General features: G+C 30.3%; 13 protein-coding genes and 1 other RNA gene. 8 read left to right on the top strand and 6 right to left on the bottom strand.

The genetic code is table 11. From position 1 onward, the window contains the following. Positions 1 to 22: 22 nt before the first annotated feature. Together smpB and ssrA are read left to right on the top strand one after the other, a co-directional pair. A complete protein-coding gene (smpB, locus tag ACQKOG_RS09035; protein WP_049669013.1) occupies positions 23 to 490 on the top strand; it encodes an SsrA-binding protein SmpB in 468 nt (155 codons plus the stop codon). A 516-nt stretch (positions 491 to 1006) separates the two neighbouring features. Next, positions 1007 to 1362: a transfer-messenger RNA gene (gene ssrA / locus ACQKOG_RS09030) on the top strand. A 133-nt stretch (positions 1363 to 1495) separates the two neighbouring features. Here the strand turns inward: ssrA and ACQKOG_RS09025 are convergent. The 4 genes from ACQKOG_RS09025 to ACQKOG_RS09010 all read right to left on the bottom strand — a co-directional run bounded on the left by ACQKOG_RS09025 (position 1496) and on the right by ACQKOG_RS09010 (position 5539). Beyond that, complete coding sequence (locus tag ACQKOG_RS09025) at positions 1496 to 2662, bottom strand: tyrosine-type recombinase/integrase (RefSeq protein WP_427446087.1); 1167 nt, start codon at positions 2660 to 2662, stop codon at positions 1496 to 1498. A 103-nt stretch (positions 2663 to 2765) separates the two neighbouring features. Then, on the bottom strand, positions 2766 to 3023 hold the full coding sequence (locus tag ACQKOG_RS09020; RefSeq protein WP_427446085.1) for a DNA-binding protein: 258 nt from the start codon (positions 3021 to 3023) through the stop codon (positions 2766 to 2768). A 130-nt stretch (positions 3024 to 3153) separates the two neighbouring features. Continuing rightward, entirely contained in the window at positions 3154 to 4923 is a 1770-nt protein-coding gene (locus ACQKOG_RS09015; protein ID WP_427446083.1) for a DNA primase family protein, read from the bottom strand. Further along, positions 4904 to 5539 (bottom strand): hypothetical protein, encoded by a 636-nt coding sequence (locus ACQKOG_RS09010; protein WP_427446081.1) that lies wholly within the window; start codon positions 5537 to 5539, stop codon positions 4904 to 4906. The genes ACQKOG_RS09015 and ACQKOG_RS09010 overlap by 20 nt, the downstream gene beginning before the upstream one ends. Before the next feature lie 333 nt (positions 5540 to 5872). Here ACQKOG_RS09010 and ACQKOG_RS09005 point away from each other — a divergent pair, with 333 nt between their 5' ends. Next, a complete protein-coding gene (locus ACQKOG_RS09005) occupies positions 5873 to 7165 on the top strand; it encodes a hypothetical protein (protein ID WP_427446079.1) in 1293 nt (430 codons plus the stop codon). A gap of 399 nt (positions 7166 to 7564) precedes the next feature. Here the strand turns inward: ACQKOG_RS09005 and ACQKOG_RS09000 are convergent, their stop codons facing one another. Next, entirely contained in the window at positions 7565 to 8089 is a 525-nt protein-coding gene (locus ACQKOG_RS09000; protein ID WP_427446077.1) for a JAB domain-containing protein, read from the bottom strand. Positions 8090 to 8769: 680 nt separating this feature from the next. Here ACQKOG_RS09000 and ACQKOG_RS08995 point away from each other — a divergent pair. After that, a complete protein-coding gene (locus ACQKOG_RS08995; protein ID WP_427446075.1) occupies positions 8770 to 9915 on the top strand; it encodes a hypothetical protein in 1146 nt (381 codons plus the stop codon). A gap of 420 nt (positions 9916 to 10335) precedes the next feature. Here ACQKOG_RS08995 and ACQKOG_RS08990 read toward each other — a convergent pair whose 3' ends face one another. Next, on the bottom strand, positions 10336 to 11742 hold the full coding sequence (locus ACQKOG_RS08990; RefSeq protein ID WP_427446073.1) for a hypothetical protein: 1407 nt from the start codon (positions 11740 to 11742) through the stop codon (positions 10336 to 10338). 522 nt (positions 11743 to 12264) lie between these two features. Between ACQKOG_RS08990 and ACQKOG_RS08985 the strand changes: the two genes are divergently transcribed. The 4 genes from ACQKOG_RS08985 to ACQKOG_RS08970 all read left to right on the top strand — a co-directional run bounded on the left by ACQKOG_RS08985 (position 12265) and on the right by ACQKOG_RS08970 (position 16994). Further along, positions 12265 to 12972: a DUF5986 family protein gene (locus ACQKOG_RS08985; protein ID WP_427446071.1), complete on the top strand. Its 708-nt coding sequence runs from the start codon at positions 12265 to 12267 to the stop codon at positions 12970 to 12972. A gap of 21 nt (positions 12973 to 12993) precedes the next feature. After that, positions 12994 to 14160, top strand: a complete 1167-nt coding sequence (locus ACQKOG_RS08980; RefSeq protein ID WP_427446070.1) for an XRE family transcriptional regulator — start codon at positions 12994 to 12996, stop codon at positions 14158 to 14160. Positions 14161 to 14435: 275 nt separating this feature from the next. Then, entirely contained in the window at positions 14436 to 15938 is a 1503-nt protein-coding gene (locus tag ACQKOG_RS08975) for a hypothetical protein (protein WP_427446068.1), read from the top strand. Between the two features lie 270 nt (positions 15939 to 16208). Then, a complete protein-coding gene (locus tag ACQKOG_RS08970) occupies positions 16209 to 16994 on the top strand; it encodes a hypothetical protein (RefSeq protein ID WP_427446066.1) in 786 nt (261 codons plus the stop codon). Positions 16995 to 17041 lie beyond the last annotated feature (47 nt).

Genomic DNA, 17041 nt, shown 5'->3' with positions numbered 1-17041 from the left:
CTTTAAGTAGAGGGTGAATATTATGGCAAAAGGTACTGGCAAAGTATTAGCGCAAAACAAGAAAGCCGGGCACGACTACTTCATTGAAGAAACAATTGAAGCGGGCATGGTGCTCACAGGCACAGAAATTAAATCCATCCGTGCAGGAAGGGTTCAACTAAAAGAATCCTATGTACAAATCCGCAGCGGTGAAGCATGGATCAACAATATGCATGTCAGCTCATTCGAACAAGGCAACCGCTTTAACCATGACCCACTGCGCGCCCGCAAGCTACTGCTTCATAAAAAGCAAATCGGCGAGCTAGTCGGTGCCGTAAAACGTGACGGCTACACAATCGTCCCATTAAAAATGTACATCAAAGACGGCTACGCCAAGCTCTTAATCGGTGTCGGCAAAGGGAAAAAGGATTACGACAAACGCAACGATATGCGTAAAAAAGAGGCAAAACGCGACATGGAACGTGCCTTCAAAGCAAAAAATCAAGATTAATAGATTGTTAGAAAGCTCACTATTTTTGGATGGTGAGCTTTTGGTATTTGGACGGATAGAATTCTCAGGGCGAGTTCTAAAGGACATATAATAAAGAACTTATCTGCATATATAGGAGGAAATCAGCATTCTTACAATAGGACGAAAATTTATGTTTATGAACATAGAGAGCATTTATTTTCGAGGAACGTAATAATGTCAGCGATCGAAAAAAGCTAGTTTGCTACCATCAAACAAAACGATCTGCGTAATTGCTCCAAAGTCAAAACACACTGTAAATCATGCTACAGCAAGATAAATAACCCTAATAGAAAGTGATTATGAAATAAGAAAATCATTGTGAGCTAGCCAATTTTTTCTATCATTGCGGGACACTTGAACTATAGCTAGATTTGCTTTATAATAAGTATTACTGAATGCCAGATTACATGGAAGCGTACTTTTAGCTCCCGCCGTACTAGAAGAAATTCTAGCTCCTTTGCTTGAACGAGGCTACGTGCTTCGATTCATATTCAAGGGGACGTTACGGATTCGACAGGGATGGTTCAAGCTTTGGTCGCGCGTCGGAGGTCTCGGCTCCGTCATCAACGGAAGTTATATAATAACTGGCAAACAACAAAACTTAGCTTTCGCAGCGTAAGCTCGTAAGCGCTCTGCCTCTCTATCGCCCATGTAGAGAACGTGGGGCCCAACTTTAGTGGGATACGGTCGATGGTGCCACCTGAGTCACCGACAAGAGATTTCCAGGTTAGCGTACAAGACGCCTGTTTGTCGGCATAATGTTACGTGAATTGTAAATAGGCAAACTACACGCGTAGAAGCTGAAGTATTGGAGTTTCTGGACGCGGGTTCGACTCCCGCCGTCTCCATTTTCTGAAATCAAATGATTTCAATGAGTGTCAAAACCCTTGATATGAAAGGGTTTTGGCACTTTTTTAATTTCATCTAATTTCAATAGATTTCATTCAAATCTAGTCATTTTCTAGTCAAAACTAAGTCAATAACTTAACCTTCTAAATAGCTAACAAACTTCTGTATGGCGCCTTCTTTCGCCTTTTTCGTGACGTGAGTATAAATATCTAAAGTAGTTTTTACATCAGAATGCCCAAGTCGATCTTGAACTTCTTTAATGCTCGCACCAGCTTCGAATAAAAGTGAGCAGTGCGTATGACGTAAACCATGTGGTGATACTTTCTTCAAAATGTATTTATTTTGGACACTATACATCCATTTCTGTACTTGACCAGGCTGGATAAAATCGTTTTTTGTATTACTAAACATCAATTGATTATTCTTCAGCGTATTGATGCCTAACTGAATATATTGCTGCTTTTGAAGCTTATTCCATTCTTTCAAGATCGATAAAGTTGTTTCATCTAATTTGATCGTGCGAGGTTTACCAGTCTTAGTAGTCTTCAAATAAAGCTGTGTTTGTTTACCACGTCCGATAGCTTTATTAATAATTATCTCACTTTCCACAAAGTTCACATCATTCCATGTTAAAGCTAAGGCCTCGCTTTTACGCATGCCTGTATAAGCGATCAAACGGAATAGCGCATATGCTTTATAGTTAAGGTGATCTTTTGCTTTCTCTAAAAATAAAATTAACTCTTCCTTCGTATAAAAGTTTTCATTTTCATCTTCAGCACTCTCCGTAAAGGCTTTCTTAACTTTTGTCTCAACATGAGTGAAGGGATTCGTTTGAATAAAGCCATGCACAATAGCAAAATCTAATACCTTTTTAGCGTAAGACTTAATCGTACGAGCTTTTTTAACCTTTGAAGCCCATTCATTGTAATGTTTTTGACAAATAGCGATCGTAATTTTCTCTATACGGTAACTGCCCATAGAAGGTAAGATATGATTTTTAAAGTAGCCAACTGTTTTAACAAACGTGCTTTCTTCTACAGTTTTTTCGTATTGAGTGATCCAAAGATCGTATACTTCCTGATATGTCTCTGTGCTTACTTGTTTGTATGTGCCTTCAGAGACTTGAAGTTTGATACGTGCTAAAGCAAGCTCAGCTTCTTTTTTCGTTTTATAACCTCTACGGGTAGTACTACGAGCTTTACCCGTAAGCTCGTCTACACCTAAATAAACTTGGAATTTATATAACGTTTTACCATCTTTGTTTTCATAACTTTTGATGGGTGAAGAATTATTTTTTGTCATAGTGACCCTCCTAGTATCGTTGCGGGGGCAAGATATAAAGAGAGGACTGATCCTCACAGTTATAATATATAATTTAACTGGGGGAAAAATCCTCTCGTAGTATTTAAAAGCTGTGTTCTTCTAGGAAGCGGTCGATTTCTTTTTTTGATACGCGTTTGATGCCTTCAATTTCGCATACTTTTAACCCTAAAGTTCTAAACTTTATAAAGGTGTTATAAGATACACCAGTGTACTTTGCTCCGTCTGTTAGACTAAACCATTCTTGTAATGTTAAGGGCTTTGGGTATTTTTCTAATAAATTTTTAGTTTCTGATACAATAACTTGTTTAAGTTTTTCTTCAAATTCTTTTTCTTTTAACATAATATTGTCTCCTTAAAGTGTATTAGAAATATTTGTTGTACCTTGTTTGTAGTAAGAAATCTTTTTTATTTACTATTTAATTTATTCGTTTACTAGGTTTTTTACATATATTTATGAAGAGTTTAATACTTTACACTTCGTAAGTTGTATCTTTTAGCCCTATACCAATATATCCATACTTATTTTCGTTTTTTAGTCTAAAACGAGAATAGGTTAAATTGGTTATTGTTTTCATATGCTTATGAAACATTCTAGAGCTTTCTTCAATCATACCGTAGCTACGACAATATTTTTTATATGCAGTTTCTAAAACGTCATTATGTGATTTTGAATCAGGATCCATATAACAAAATGATTTTATAAAACTATCAATTGAATTAGTTTGCTCAGAATATTCCCTAGCCATCTTTTCAATTTGCTCGCATGTAGTGAACTGATAATTATTATCAATCCAACGTTGTAAGCCAATTAACGCCCAATGAGCAATATATGAGGTTTCTTTCATTAGCTTGTCAAATAGATGAATATCCTGCTCTTCTTTTGGTACTTGATGATTAAATGGAAAAATTACAAGTCTTTCACTAAAAGCATTTGATTTATCAATACCTTTTATTGTAGGTAAATGGTTTCCCGCAAATATAAGAGCCGCTTTGTTAATAAATTTAAAAGCTTGTCCGTATAAGTAACGAGCCATAACATAGTCACCACCAGATAATTTTTTGAAATTATCTAAACGATTAAGGGCTATTTCAGATGTTTCACCACATGTATTTAACTTTTTTTCGAAAAGTTGGCATAAAAAGCTTTGTTGATTAAGTTCACTAAAACTAAGATTAGTAAAGAAATTTGGACCAACTAAGTGCTCTAGAAGTCTCAGAATAATGGATTTACCTGAATCTTTTACTCCAACAAGATAAGGAATAACCTTGACATCTCTTATCTCAGAAATTACATAACCAAAAAGCTCTTGTAATCTCATATATAACCTTTGGTCTCCACCAGTAATTTGACTAATAAATCTTTCAAATACAGGTCCTTTAGGTATACTTCTTAGCGGATATTCTGCATTTAATACAGATGTAAAGAAATAATCAGGATCATGTGAATGAGCTGAAAAATCTTTTATGTTAATAATACAATTTGAAAATGCTACAAATGACTTTCGTGGTACCAATAGCTCTTCATTTACTTTCATTTCATCTTTAGCTATTATCCACCGGAGTATCTCCTGACAACTGTTAAACGAAATTCGACTTTTATATTTATCTGGTATGTTTTGTCGGATAAATATATCTGCATTTTCACCTGTAAGACCCACAAAATACCCTAACGTTTGATTCCAGTAGTATAAATTGCCTTCTATAACTGCAAACTTATGTGTATCAATTAGTAATTCAGCTAATGTGTGATTATGAATTATTTGGCTATCTGTTTTTTTATCTTGCAAAGGATTCTGGATACTTTGCACAACCTGTTTATGCGAAGGAAAAATCTTTTCAAAGCTAACTTCTTGTGTATTTTGCTTCACATTATGCAAATCCGAATCAGACAGATAACATGGTAGATTAATTTCATTTAATCCCGCTGCAGGCTCTGAAATACGTATAGAAGATTTCGGCTTTTCACACTTTTGCAAGGGTGATACCCGTTCAAAGTTTAACTTCTGTGTACTTTGCTTTACAATTTGAAAATCTGAATTAGAAAGATACTCTGGTAGTTTAAGTGGTTCCGAAATAGTTTGCTGCTTATCGTTTTTTTCCAAAGAAGTAGTCATAGTACATAATTCTTGAAAATCATTTTTCACACTCTGAAAATCTGAATCAGAAATATGTCCTGGTAGCTTAATTGACTCTATAAGTTTTCTATAATACGCCTTCCTTTTATTTCCATTTAGATTCACTCAAGTATACCTCCTCCTCATCTGATTTAACGATAGAATCCTTAATCTCCTCAATTATCAAATTCTCACTAAACAAAGATGAATAATTGTCATAGCTTTTATGCATTGAAAGGAGATTTTGTACAAACACTCTTAGTATTTTCCGCAAAGATTTTTTATGCATGGAAACAGTTTCTAATACAACTGTATCTTCTAAAGAATCGTATTCAAAGATTGTTATACAAGAACTGTTTTGATATTCCCAATAGAGATAAAAAACATCATTTTCACTTAAATCTGATGCTGAAATTGGAAAAAAGCTATTATTTGTGTGATTAAGGTAAATTAAATTGTCATTTATATCACTGTAATCTACTCCAATTACAATATCTAATGAGGCTGGTAAATTTCTAATTGAAGAAAATTCGTATTTTTCATTATCAAAGATACCCTTGATAAAAGTTTGATTATTTATTTTCATAAATAAAATCGCATTGTCAAGTATTGCTGTTTTATCAGTAATACCGTACATTTCTGCATTTTTATCTGTTATTTCTAAACAGAAGTTGTCACCTAAATTTTTTTTGCTCTGCTCGATTATTGATTTGAAATTTTTTATAACTTTTGAATTTTTCATATTGGAATAACCCCCTACTGTAGTATATATAAATCTTATTTGTATACTGAAAATCAATATAGCCACCTAGACTACTGAAATAAATGTATAATTTGTAGTCTAGGTGGCTTGTAACTTTATTTGTTTTATGTTAATGATGTTCAAGGTGTTCAATATAAATTGTGGAAACAAATTTATTATTTAGTGTGATTGTTGAAAGTGGAATATATATTAAATATCTATAGTGTTTATTTATGTAATGATTTAATCTTAGTAATATTAAGGTAGTATAACAAAAGTTATTAAATTACATTGAACATGATGAACAGTAAATTTTAAAGGAGGATAGCAATTTTGAATGAAGCTGAATCAATAATAAATAAAGTTTTATCTAATACAATATCTGCAATAAAAAATTTTGAAGAAGATAGTATTAAGTTTCCACTATTTGAATGGAAACTTGATAGTGGTGGATTCGAATTAGAAATAGTTAATGACAGTATACATAGTTTTTTTTATTTGCTTTTAGATTGCCAGAATTATGAAATATATCCTTTTACTACAGGAATTGATGATATAGAAGAAGATGAATATGCAAGTCTAGTTGACAACTTTTTTTCTGATGTCAAAATGTCAGTATTAAACGATGCTTTAAACAATTTAATAGACCATTTTAGACTTAAACGAGAATATAAAAAGTATCCTAACATATTAAAGGAAATATTTTTTAGTTTTGATTCGTTTGAAAAGCAAATTAAAGAATATAGCCTTAGTTTTGATTTTTTAAATACAGAGAATTTAATTAATGTAATAAATGTTAATCGAGATACTATTCATTTAAAAGTTCCTAAAATACTTTTTCCTTGGTATGCTTATGCTTTGATGTTCACACATAAATATTTATCTAGTAAGAAAATAAATATAGCTAACAAAAAGTATTTATCATTAAAATGGTCAAGAAGTGACTATCCAAATGAAGAGAATTTGTTTATAAATGGACAGAAAAGTTTTCAAGCATTTATCAATTCTTTAAGAGTTAATCATTCTAGTGTCAGTGCTAAGTATAATAGGTCACTGAATTTGTACTTATTTAATGAAACGACTAATTTGTACGACATCTATAATGTAGTAAATACTTTCGGGGAAGATTCAGCTTATATGGAATTTCAAGCATTCATAGGAGAAAGTATCGATGAAATGAATAAGTATGAAAGGTATAAAAAAAAGCAGACAATTTTCGCTGGAGTCAGTAAACTTGCCAAGCTTAATAATCTTGGTGTAAAAACATTACTAATTAATGAATATTACAGCAAAACTTTATTTGAAAATGAAGAAGTTTGGACTACCTTTAATCAAATTTTTGACAACTGTAAAAATACTCTAGTTAACGACATAAAAGAAAAATATCTTCCTATATTTCCACAACCACTAGAAAATGTACCAAAAGAGATTCTTATAGAATTTGCGATATATAACTTGTTTTCGAAAGAAGAACCATTTGAAGAGTTTATTGGAAACGCATTAGAAGAAGGTATACCAGTATATTCACCTTCTTCAGATGATTTAGAAATGCATTTATATGAAGCATACGCTTATGCATATAAAAGCTTTTATCAAGGTACAAAAAGTAATACTAAAAAGAAGTAGTACTAGATTTTCCAAATTAACATACTCTATTTCTAGTTTCTAAGATAATATTAAACATACAATTTTTGAAAACTATAATATTTCAAGTATTGACTATGGAGGTTATCTAGAAGGAACGAAGCTAAATATTAGTTAAAGCAAAGGATAAAAAAAGAGTCATGAATGCTTTAAAATGCATTTATGGCTCCTATTTGTTTAGAAGATATGTTGATCACTTGGGATGTTCGCTTTTTTTGATAATTTCTTTTGCTATTTCATTGACTATCACCAAGGCAACTGACGTAAGTAATTTCCTAAGCATATTTTCGCCTCCTATTAAAAGTAATACATTACTTGCAGTCTTATATTTTATTTAGAGCCAGTATTTTATATTTAATCTCCATTTTTACTATTAATTGATTACATACAACCAGATTCTTTTAAAGAACGGAATGTATCTGTGCAGATGATAAGATGATCAAGTATATCTATTCCAAGGATTTCTCCGGCATGAACTAAACGTTTTGTAACTTCAATGTCTTCAGGGCTTGGATCAGATATATTACTAGGGTGGTTATGAGCTACAATCGCTGAAGCGGCATTACTAAGAAGAGCAGGCTTCAGTACCTCCCTAGGATGAACTATACTTGCATTAAGACTTCCGATATGCACTACTTGTATGCAAGTTGGTTGGTTCTTTGTATCAAGACAAAGAACAATGAAATGCTCACGATCTACATCACCTAGGAAATCACGAATCAGCTCATATGCGCAACGTGGCGAACGTATTTTACGATCTTTGTAAAGTAATGTTTTTTCTCTTACTAACTTTACTTGTACAATATTTACACGCTTTGCTGGTACCAATTTTATTTGCTTCTCCATGCAGAAGCTTCTCTCTAGCAGCTCTAATTGTTTTGTTTGTTGTGATTCATATACTTTCATATGAATTCCTCCTTTAATTATTTTAGTAAATAGCAAAAGCCATAGCATCTGGAATAGATGCTATGGCTTACTCAAGTTGATAATATATAATTATAATTCTCCTAATAACTCTATTTGCAATTGTTGAAAGCTACTTATTCAAAATAGAACTTAAATAAAATTTAAGTGACCACCTTTTAAAGTGGATGAATTTCAAGCATACAGTCATTTTATTCAGGCTAAAGCTCTTCTGAAAATATAGTTCTTAAACACACCGAATTAAGACTAAACTTATATTTCACGAAATTTCTCTATAGCTGTTCAAATATTCACATAAAAATATTCTCCCTCCCACTACTAAGTCATCCCTAATACTTCTTTTTCAGCTCTGAAACGGTTTCGAATAATCACGACGACCCTCTTTATAGGTATTGCATGATTTTACTGGTATTTTTTAAATTCCCTAGTATTATATCTCAATCAAAATGAAATGCTCCTTAATCGGCTAGACATGAAGTAAAAATAAAATCTTTTTTCTAGATAAGCACTTTATTTTGCGAGACTATATTCATATATTTGTTATAATATATTTGAACATTGGAAATTGATTCTATATTTTAAAGGTTTATGTAGGTAATTTTATCTATTTTTTAATGGTAAATGTATTTTTAAATCTTAAAGGGAAATATTGGAGGTAAAATATGCCTGTTTGTGCTAGATGTAATTGCCATAATAGTTTAGGAACGAAATTTTGTAAAAAATGTAACCAAGCACTTATCCAAGATGAGGGAAAACCTTGTCCTCGTTGCTTTGAATATTGCGGACCTTTTTCGCAACGCTGTAGAAAATGTGGTTATGATTTTACAAAAAAGATTATAAAAAAAAACCCTTCTAAAACTAGTAGTTCTATGAAGGAACCAGTAAAACTAAATACCGCCGAAAATAGTTTAGTTGAATTGGCTTTTTCGGAGCAACGTAATGGATATTTAAAGCATAATGATATGAATGGAATTAATAGACCTGGAAATGCAAAAGAAAAAATTCGATTTTTGGGACCAGTTGATCCATTTACAAAAGAAACACTTTATGAAAACTATGAAATTATTGCAGAGAATTTAAAAGTATATCCTACAGTTGTAGTGTATCCACGTGGTACCAAATTATCTGGAGGACATTGGGGCTTTTATATAGAAAGTTCACATGAAGTAGAAATTGTTGATACAGATTATCTTATTTCTATGTTAGCACATGAAATGAGACATGCTTATCAGTACATATATTTCCCTGATTTATTTTTTGGAGAACAAATTACAAGTGCGGAAGAATATATTCAAGCGAGAACAGAATTAGACGCTAGACAATACGGAAGGGACTATTGCATATATCGTAAGTATTTCGATGAATATGAGATTCTTGAATATACTGAGTCTCAATTTAAATTATTTTTAGCAGGAAAAATAACAGCCGAAGATATTGGTGTAGATGAATATTATTACCAGAAAAATCCTGTGTATCCCGAAAAAGTTTCTAGGAATTATCATAAAGAGCAACAGTACGTTTATGTAGAAAAAAGAAAGCCAACACAAACATCATTGCATTCAAGCCCCCAAAAATCATTCAGTTTAGATTTTAATTTTAAGTTTTGGCTAATGTGGATGTTCTGGCCAATTACACTTCTTTGGATTTCATTTAAGCTACTTCGAAAGGGATCTGCTTGGTCCATCGATTTTATTAGCGATTTATGGTTTGATTTACGTTATGACAAATGGCTATTTGTGAAGAAGATACTCATAATAATAGGCATTCTACTAGCAATAATCGTTGGGATTGGAGTATTAGCTTCTTGAATATACTACAAAGTATAAAAAATCGGTGATGATTGAATATATAAAAACACTTTTAAGAGTTATTAATGCAAATTAGAAGCATTAATAACTCTTTTTTAATATGACTGGGAACTCCAACGATATTTAAATTCACAAGCCTATTATCATTAAAAAGAAATGGGCCGCTTTAATAAAACGATCGAGATTACCTAAGCTTAATCCCTGTAGAACAGGAAATGAAATTATAAAAACAAATTTTTATAGTAGTCATCATTCGATCTACTTTAGCCGTGGTGTTACCTACAAGAGAACCTCTCGTTCCAGTTTAAAATGATGTCCCGTTTTGTTTCGGCAGCATTTCTTTGACATCATTTATTAGCTCTTTATTTGCTGTGGAAATACCTTTGAAGCAATCTTTTAGAGCATTGATAAATACTATACTTATCGCTCCTCAATAAAAATTACTTTTGACTTTCTTGGTATGTTTAGTGGTTGGTTAAATAGTTTAACTACGATAATGATATCTCCTTCTACTGAGTCATTTGGGCTGTAAAATTCAATATGTTCGTTTTCCCATTTAATTGCATGATGACGTTCAAATATAACATAGTGCAAATAGCTTTCTAATATAACTGAAATGCTAAGTTCATTATAGAGAGGGGTGTTCGCAAGATATTGAGCTAACATCAAACTATATTCTCGAGCAGAATATAATTCAGTTGGAACCGTATATGTGATTTCATGAGTAGCAGATAAATTTGTAATAATTGTTTCGAATTCTTCAAACATTACTGCTGAATGGTCTAATTGTTTAGAGTATTTTTCAGCATCTCTCCAATAAATTTGATTTTCAATTTCCTCTACTACATAACGTATATTTGGACAAAGTGGGATAAGAATTTGTTTTAAACGACTAATTTTTAATGTTTGCAAAACATCTGTTTCTGTGGATTCGAGACATTGCTGTAACGTATTTTTACCAGCTGTAGATAAAAAGTAGTAAGCGATATATTTAGAAAAAATCAAACTAGTATATTCATCCTTATCAAATCCAATTTCGTATAAGAATTCACAGTTTACGTTTACCTTTAGCAGATTTTGATTTACTTTCACTGAATTATATTCGTCATGAATAATCCCAACTTTAAACTCCTGGATATCTTTTAATTTTCGAGTGAGTAATATACTTGTAGGTTCATCAGTTATTTCCGTGTCTGAAAAGAGAATTCCTTCAGTCGGAAAATCTTTTTTACCTAAACAATTGCTGTCTGTAGTTTTTGTAATGTCGGAAAATATTAAAATATTTTCTAACTTAAGGTTAAAAGTGTGTTTTAGATTATTAAAAGTATTATCGATAATATCTTGGAATGAAGCACGGTCTAGCAGTGCATTTTGCCAATTAGATGAGAGTGAAGATAGTACTATATTTTTTGCTGGTGAAATTTCGTGGGGTAACATTATTGCTTTCACATCCTTTAGGGTAATTGATTTTTTTTCAGAATAGAGTTGCTCTTGAATACTAGATGTCTTTAGCAAAGCATACAGAGCATTTGTCGAAATAGATTTTGGACGTAAAACACAAAATGTATTCGGTACAATACAAAATCGATCAACAATCCCAATTAATCTGATTTTTGTATTCATAAGACAAATGAGAATATCGCCTTGTTGAGCTGTATAAATATCTCGTTTAGTTAGATCTTTTTTGTTGATTGCTAAATACTGAATCGTAGGATCATTAGGTTTTAAGGCAGCTTGGGTTACTTTGGAGAATTTTTTTGAATTCGGAAATTTGTTAACATCAAAACGTTCTGGGTTTATGGTGATAATAGTTTCAAACTTCAACAATAAAACACCTCCTTATATGATTGGATATATTCTACCTATTATTTTTGAAGTGATCAACTGGTATACTAAATATTAATTTTTACGAAATACAGATATTTTGAAATGGCTTTGAATTTAATGAGTTTAAAGATGATAAAAAAATTTAATTTTTTTAAAAAAGTAAATGTTTTGTATTTTTTAGAGGTTTTTAAGAAATAGAAATATTGAATCTCGCTGGAATACTATAAGCTATTGCTATTATTAAATACATTGCCATTTCGGAATTTCTAAAATGCAAATAGAGCAGCTAATCCTTATAGATATAATATTCAAGTACTATGATTTCGTATTTTTTAAATAATATTATGTAGGTCTTTTTCAAGAATATATATAAAGTGAAACAGTCTATCGAGTTCTTATTTCGATAGACTGTTTCACTTTTATGATTATTTGTTTATTATTCATTTATTAAATAAAAATTCTTGAAAAGTTGACTTTTTTTAGTTTTAATCTAAAATAATATCTATGATAGGAGGTTGGAAGATGATAAGTTTAGACGATAAAATTTTAAAAGATATTGTAAACGGATTAGTTTATTCAGATCCGGAACTGCGCCAGTTATATTTACAATCTATTTTAAATGAATCTGGTGAAGGTACACAAAATAGTTCACATCAGCATAAATGGGATCAAAGATATAATACTATTTTAAAAATAGCTGATAAGTTTGATTTGAAATATTGGAAAATTAAACGTGGAAAGCTTTGGGAAGCGTTATCCATTATTGGTCCTGAGAATGAATTATATGTATTTTTTGCAGAGAAAAATTTACGGAAAATTATTCGTAATGCTGAAGATAGTCATTACTTGAGATTATTAAATTTATTTAACGGGCATTATAATAAAATGGAGGAATTATTTGAACAGACTTCGTTAAATTTATTTGCATCAAAAAATAATGAAAGCAAATTTGATATTGATGATGCAAGAGAGATGCTACAGTTAATTGAAAATAATCCATCTCGAGTTATAGTTTTTGGGTTCGATGTATCTTTTATTTCTACTGTCAGAGCTTACGTTTTCAACGCCAAAAATCAATTAGTTTGGGAACAAGAATTAACACATCTAATCGATACGAACTATCAATTAGTATTAGAAAATGATAATGTAAATGCTGGAACTAAGGAGAGTAAAATTGAAAAAGACCTTAAAGAGCCAGCTAAAAAGAGAATTGTACAATTGAAAAAATAGAAATAGTTTGGAGATAGCATTATGAGAAAGATATTTAATGGACAACGACTAAAGGAAGCGAGACTTTATAACAAGTTATCGATCACTGATTTAGCAGAGAAGTTAAATGTCACAAAACAAATGGTTTCTAAATATGAAAGTGGTAAAAGCGATCCTAGTTTTGAAAAATCATTACTATTGACTGATATACTAGGATATCCCAGAGAGTTCTTCTACTCAGAAGAAACCTTTACCATAATTAATGAAGGCACTTTTTTTAGATCACGTTTAACTGCAACTCAGAAATCAAAAGAGCCTGCTACTATTTCTACAAAGTATTCTGTAATAGTAAGGGATTTTTTAGAACAGTTTATTGATTTTCCAGAATTACTAGATCGCTCAAAGTATGAATTAATAAACAATTATGAAGAAATTGCTTTAGATATTAGGAAAATGACGAGTTTAGGTACTGCTCCAATACATGATATTGTAGAGGTAGCGGAATTGATGGGCTTCGCTGTTATAAATATGGATTATCAAGAAGATAAAGTAGATGCATTTAGTAGTATGAACTCAATCAATGGTAAAGAATATTTTATTATTACTATTGGGGAAAGAAGTTCATTTTTTAGACAACAATTTAGCATAGCTCATGAAATAGGGCATTGGGTACTCCATCAACATTTAAACCCACAAGAATTAGATAAAGATGAATATAAGGTGATGGAAGATGAAGCAAATAAATTTGCCTCTACTTTTTTAATGCCAAATGTCTCTTTTGGAGAGGAATTAAGTGGATTAATTGTGGATGAAATCGAGACCTATTACAATTTAAAAAAGAAATGGAATGTATCTATGGCTGCTATGATAAAGCGGGCGAGAGACTTAAGTTTAATTACTTCTGAGCAGGAAATGAAATTATATAAACAAATGCATTATCGAAAATGGAGAAATCCAGAGCCTTTTGATTTAGATACAAAAATGACATTACCAGTAGCATTTAAGCAATCGCTAGAATTATTGATGGATGAAAATGTTTTAAAAGGTCATGAAATACCAATGAGACTAGCGGAACAATATCAGCTATATCTTACACCTAAAATGCTCGGCGAAATTTGTGGTGTTGATCCAGCCATATTTAATGATAATTCACAGTCGAAAGTGGTTTTAAAGATAAAAGATTTCAAAAAACGTGACTTAGGTTCATGATTTTAATTTTCAGGGGAATTTCATCTATCTCAAAATTAGTTTATAATATTTTAGAATAAAATGGGATTATGATTTTGGAAATACCATTGCTTTTTGATATTTTTAGATAATCCGATAATTTACTAACTGTAAATTATCGGATTAATATTTTTTATATAACCTTTATCATTTATAAATATGAATTTAGTTACAATACAAAATAATACTACTTTATTTTGAAAGTTTAATTATAAAAAAAGAAGGATTAACTATGAAATCTGGTTAGGGGAATAAAAGTGAAACAAAAAGAGTTTGAATATGAATTTGATGGTATACATGTTAAACGTTTTGTTGAATTAGAGAACAATATAGAAAAAATAGCTATATCAAAAAAGAGGATAGTAATAGTTCTATTAATACTTTTTCTAATTTTAATGATTTTTTATAAGCAAATAGATTTCGAAGGGACAAAGGATAAGAATAATAAATTTTATAATGACTCATCTAACGAAAGTGCAAGTTATAAAACTGAAATAGTTGTTTCATTAGATAAAGAAAATAATACTGCTTCAGTGAAAGTTAATGATTTAGAGGAGAATCAATCTAAATTAAAATGGCACGTACGGATTATATTTATTATTATTACATTTGTATCGTTTTTTTTGTATGTATTACTTACTTTTTTATTTAAACAAAGAATAATTGATAATTTGATAAAAAATAATCGAAGAAAAAAAGGGATAGGTGGTAGATTAAAAGATTTATCTAAATATTTGGTATCAAATAAATATGGGATGAGGTGGTATTTCAAGATATTCTTTATTGATTATAGTCTATCAAATTTTTTAAAACAAGAAGACTTAAGAAAAGATGACAATGGAAATTTTGACAGCAAAAATGGGAATTTATACTGGTATACATATAAAGATTTTGAAAAGGGAGATTGTTTAATACCTGTAAAAAAAATTTTATTTAAACGTATAAATAAAAAATTTATTTTAGAGGCTAATAATTGGTGTAATTTAATACGTACTATTCTTCTAACTATAATAGTCATTATTATTAATTTAATTCTAAAAATTGAGATTATTAAAGTTGCTTTTAGTAAAAATATAATGAATTTTATTTCAATTGAAGAATTATTGCTAAGTTTCTTATTTATTTATATAGTAATTAGAATTATCTCTCGAGGAAGTGAAATAGCATTAGCTTTTTATAAAGATGTAGTAAGCGTAAATTCCAAGATATTTTTTTATTCGTATAATAATATTAACTTAAGTTTAAGCAAACCTGAGGATTCATTTGAGGGGTTTGCTTATAAAAATAATCACTATTCATCTTTATTAAGAAGAAGTTCGAGGCTTTCACTAGCTATTCATAGTCTTTTTGAAATAATTTTATTATATACGATGGCATATTGGATTGTGTTTTATTTAATGATTGATTCGTCAAGTTCATTCTTAGCAACATTTTTGTTTAGTTTTAGTATATCAGCTTTTAACTTTTCTTTTATGTCTTATGATTTATTTATACTAACTATCTTACATGTGAGTCAAGTTGGGTTAAGTATGGTGTTAATTTTGTTATCAATTGCACAATATTTGAGTGATGAAGATATAACAGAACAAGAAGAAGAATTTTATTATAATGTAGCTTTATATAAAAATATAAGGAATATAGAAAAAAGTTTAGAGTATGATAAAAGGGAATTGAATTCCCCTAGATACCATCAAATAATAGGAAAGTTAAATAAATATGAGAAACTTAAAAATTTATTTGAAAGGTTGAAAACTAGATAACTGATGAAATAATATCAATTAGTGTATTTTTAAAATGACTTATTTATTTCATAACACCTTTACCTATATTCCATAGAATGAAAAGAAATATATACAACTTCCTATAGTAAAGAGCAAATACTTTGTAGAATTCTTTTTGATGAACAAGAAGAAATTGACTCATAGAAACAACGCCTCTTCAATAATATTGAAGGGAAATTTAATTAAATAGTTTTAAGTTTTTTTTATAAAAAGGAATGTCATTTAGTATAAAGATTGGTGGAGGGTTTAGTGTTAGTATCAATTCCAATTAAATTGCCACGGAAGGCTATCAGAAAAGCAGTTTTATGGTCAGTTCAGAAACTTTATTATAGTATTGATAGAGCTAATATGAACGGGAGAGATTTAACTGAATCATTAGATGATAAAATTATGGGGGATTTAGCTTGTGTAGCCGTATGGAGCTATCTTTATAAATTATCAATTGTTGATTGTATAGTTTACGATGAAATAAGAAAAGATAATTTCAATTTTCCTGACCCTGGATGGGATATAGCGATTAAAAGTAAAGATGTTGAGGTTGATGTTGAGTCAATGGATATTAATCTAATACAACAAGAGTTCACTGTATTATCAATTAAATCATCGAGATTACCCAGAACGGATACTATTGAACAGGCTATACTAAAAAGGGATTTTAAAATATTTAATTTGTCAGGGGATATTGAGAAAGATATAACAGCTGATATAGAAGTACAAGTGTACTATAAATATGTAGAAAGCCAGTTAGGTAACCGTTTGATTAATAAGGAACAAGTTGATATCATTTTAAATAATTTAGACAATGCAGATATTTACTTGGACGATATAATAAACGCATTAAGTCTTGAACAAAGATGGGGAGAGTGTTGGTTAGTGGGTTTTAAACATAAAGAAGCAATAGTTGCTGAGAATGCTTCTTTAAGATATAAAACATGGTCCTCTTTTGGTAAAAATATGTGGATATCCCCATTGAAAACAGGGTTGCCGCTGGAAGAATTAAGCGATTTCGTGAAGATAAAGAATATAAATAATTAGTTAAAAGTTTGATCGAATTAACATTAGATATAGTAGTTAAATAAGAG

It is taken from the genome of Lysinibacillus sp. NPDC093216, assembly GCF_050280325.1.
Classification (GTDB): domain Bacteria; phylum Bacillota; class Bacilli; order Bacillales_A; family Planococcaceae; genus Lysinibacillus.
The sequence above is the reverse complement of the archived record's forward strand: the minus strand, read 5'-3'. Positions and strand labels throughout refer to the sequence as shown.

Coding starts and splice junctions, on each gene's coding strand:
- smpB (WP_049669013.1), top strand. CDS start 23: ATGGCAAAAGGTACTGGCAAAGTATTAGCGCAAAACAAGAAAGCCGGG.
- ACQKOG_RS09025 (WP_427446087.1), bottom strand. CDS start 2,662: ATGACAAAAAATAATTCTTCACCCATCAAAAGTTATGAAAACAAAGAT.
- ACQKOG_RS09020 (WP_427446085.1), bottom strand. CDS start 3,023: ATGTTAAAAGAAAAAGAATTTGAAGAAAAACTTAAACAAGTTATTGTA.
- ACQKOG_RS09010 (WP_427446081.1), bottom strand. CDS start 5,539: ATGAAAAATTCAAAAGTTATAAAAAATTTCAAATCAATAATCGAGCAG.
- ACQKOG_RS09000 (WP_427446077.1), bottom strand. CDS start 8,089: ATGAAAGTATATGAATCACAACAAACAAAACAATTAGAGCTGCTAGAG.
- ACQKOG_RS08995 (WP_427446075.1), top strand. CDS start 8,770: ATGCCTGTTTGTGCTAGATGTAATTGCCATAATAGTTTAGGAACGAAA.
- ACQKOG_RS08985 (WP_427446071.1), top strand. CDS start 12,265: ATGATAAGTTTAGACGATAAAATTTTAAAAGATATTGTAAACGGATTA.
- ACQKOG_RS08980 (WP_427446070.1), top strand. CDS start 12,994: ATGAGAAAGATATTTAATGGACAACGACTAAAGGAAGCGAGACTTTAT.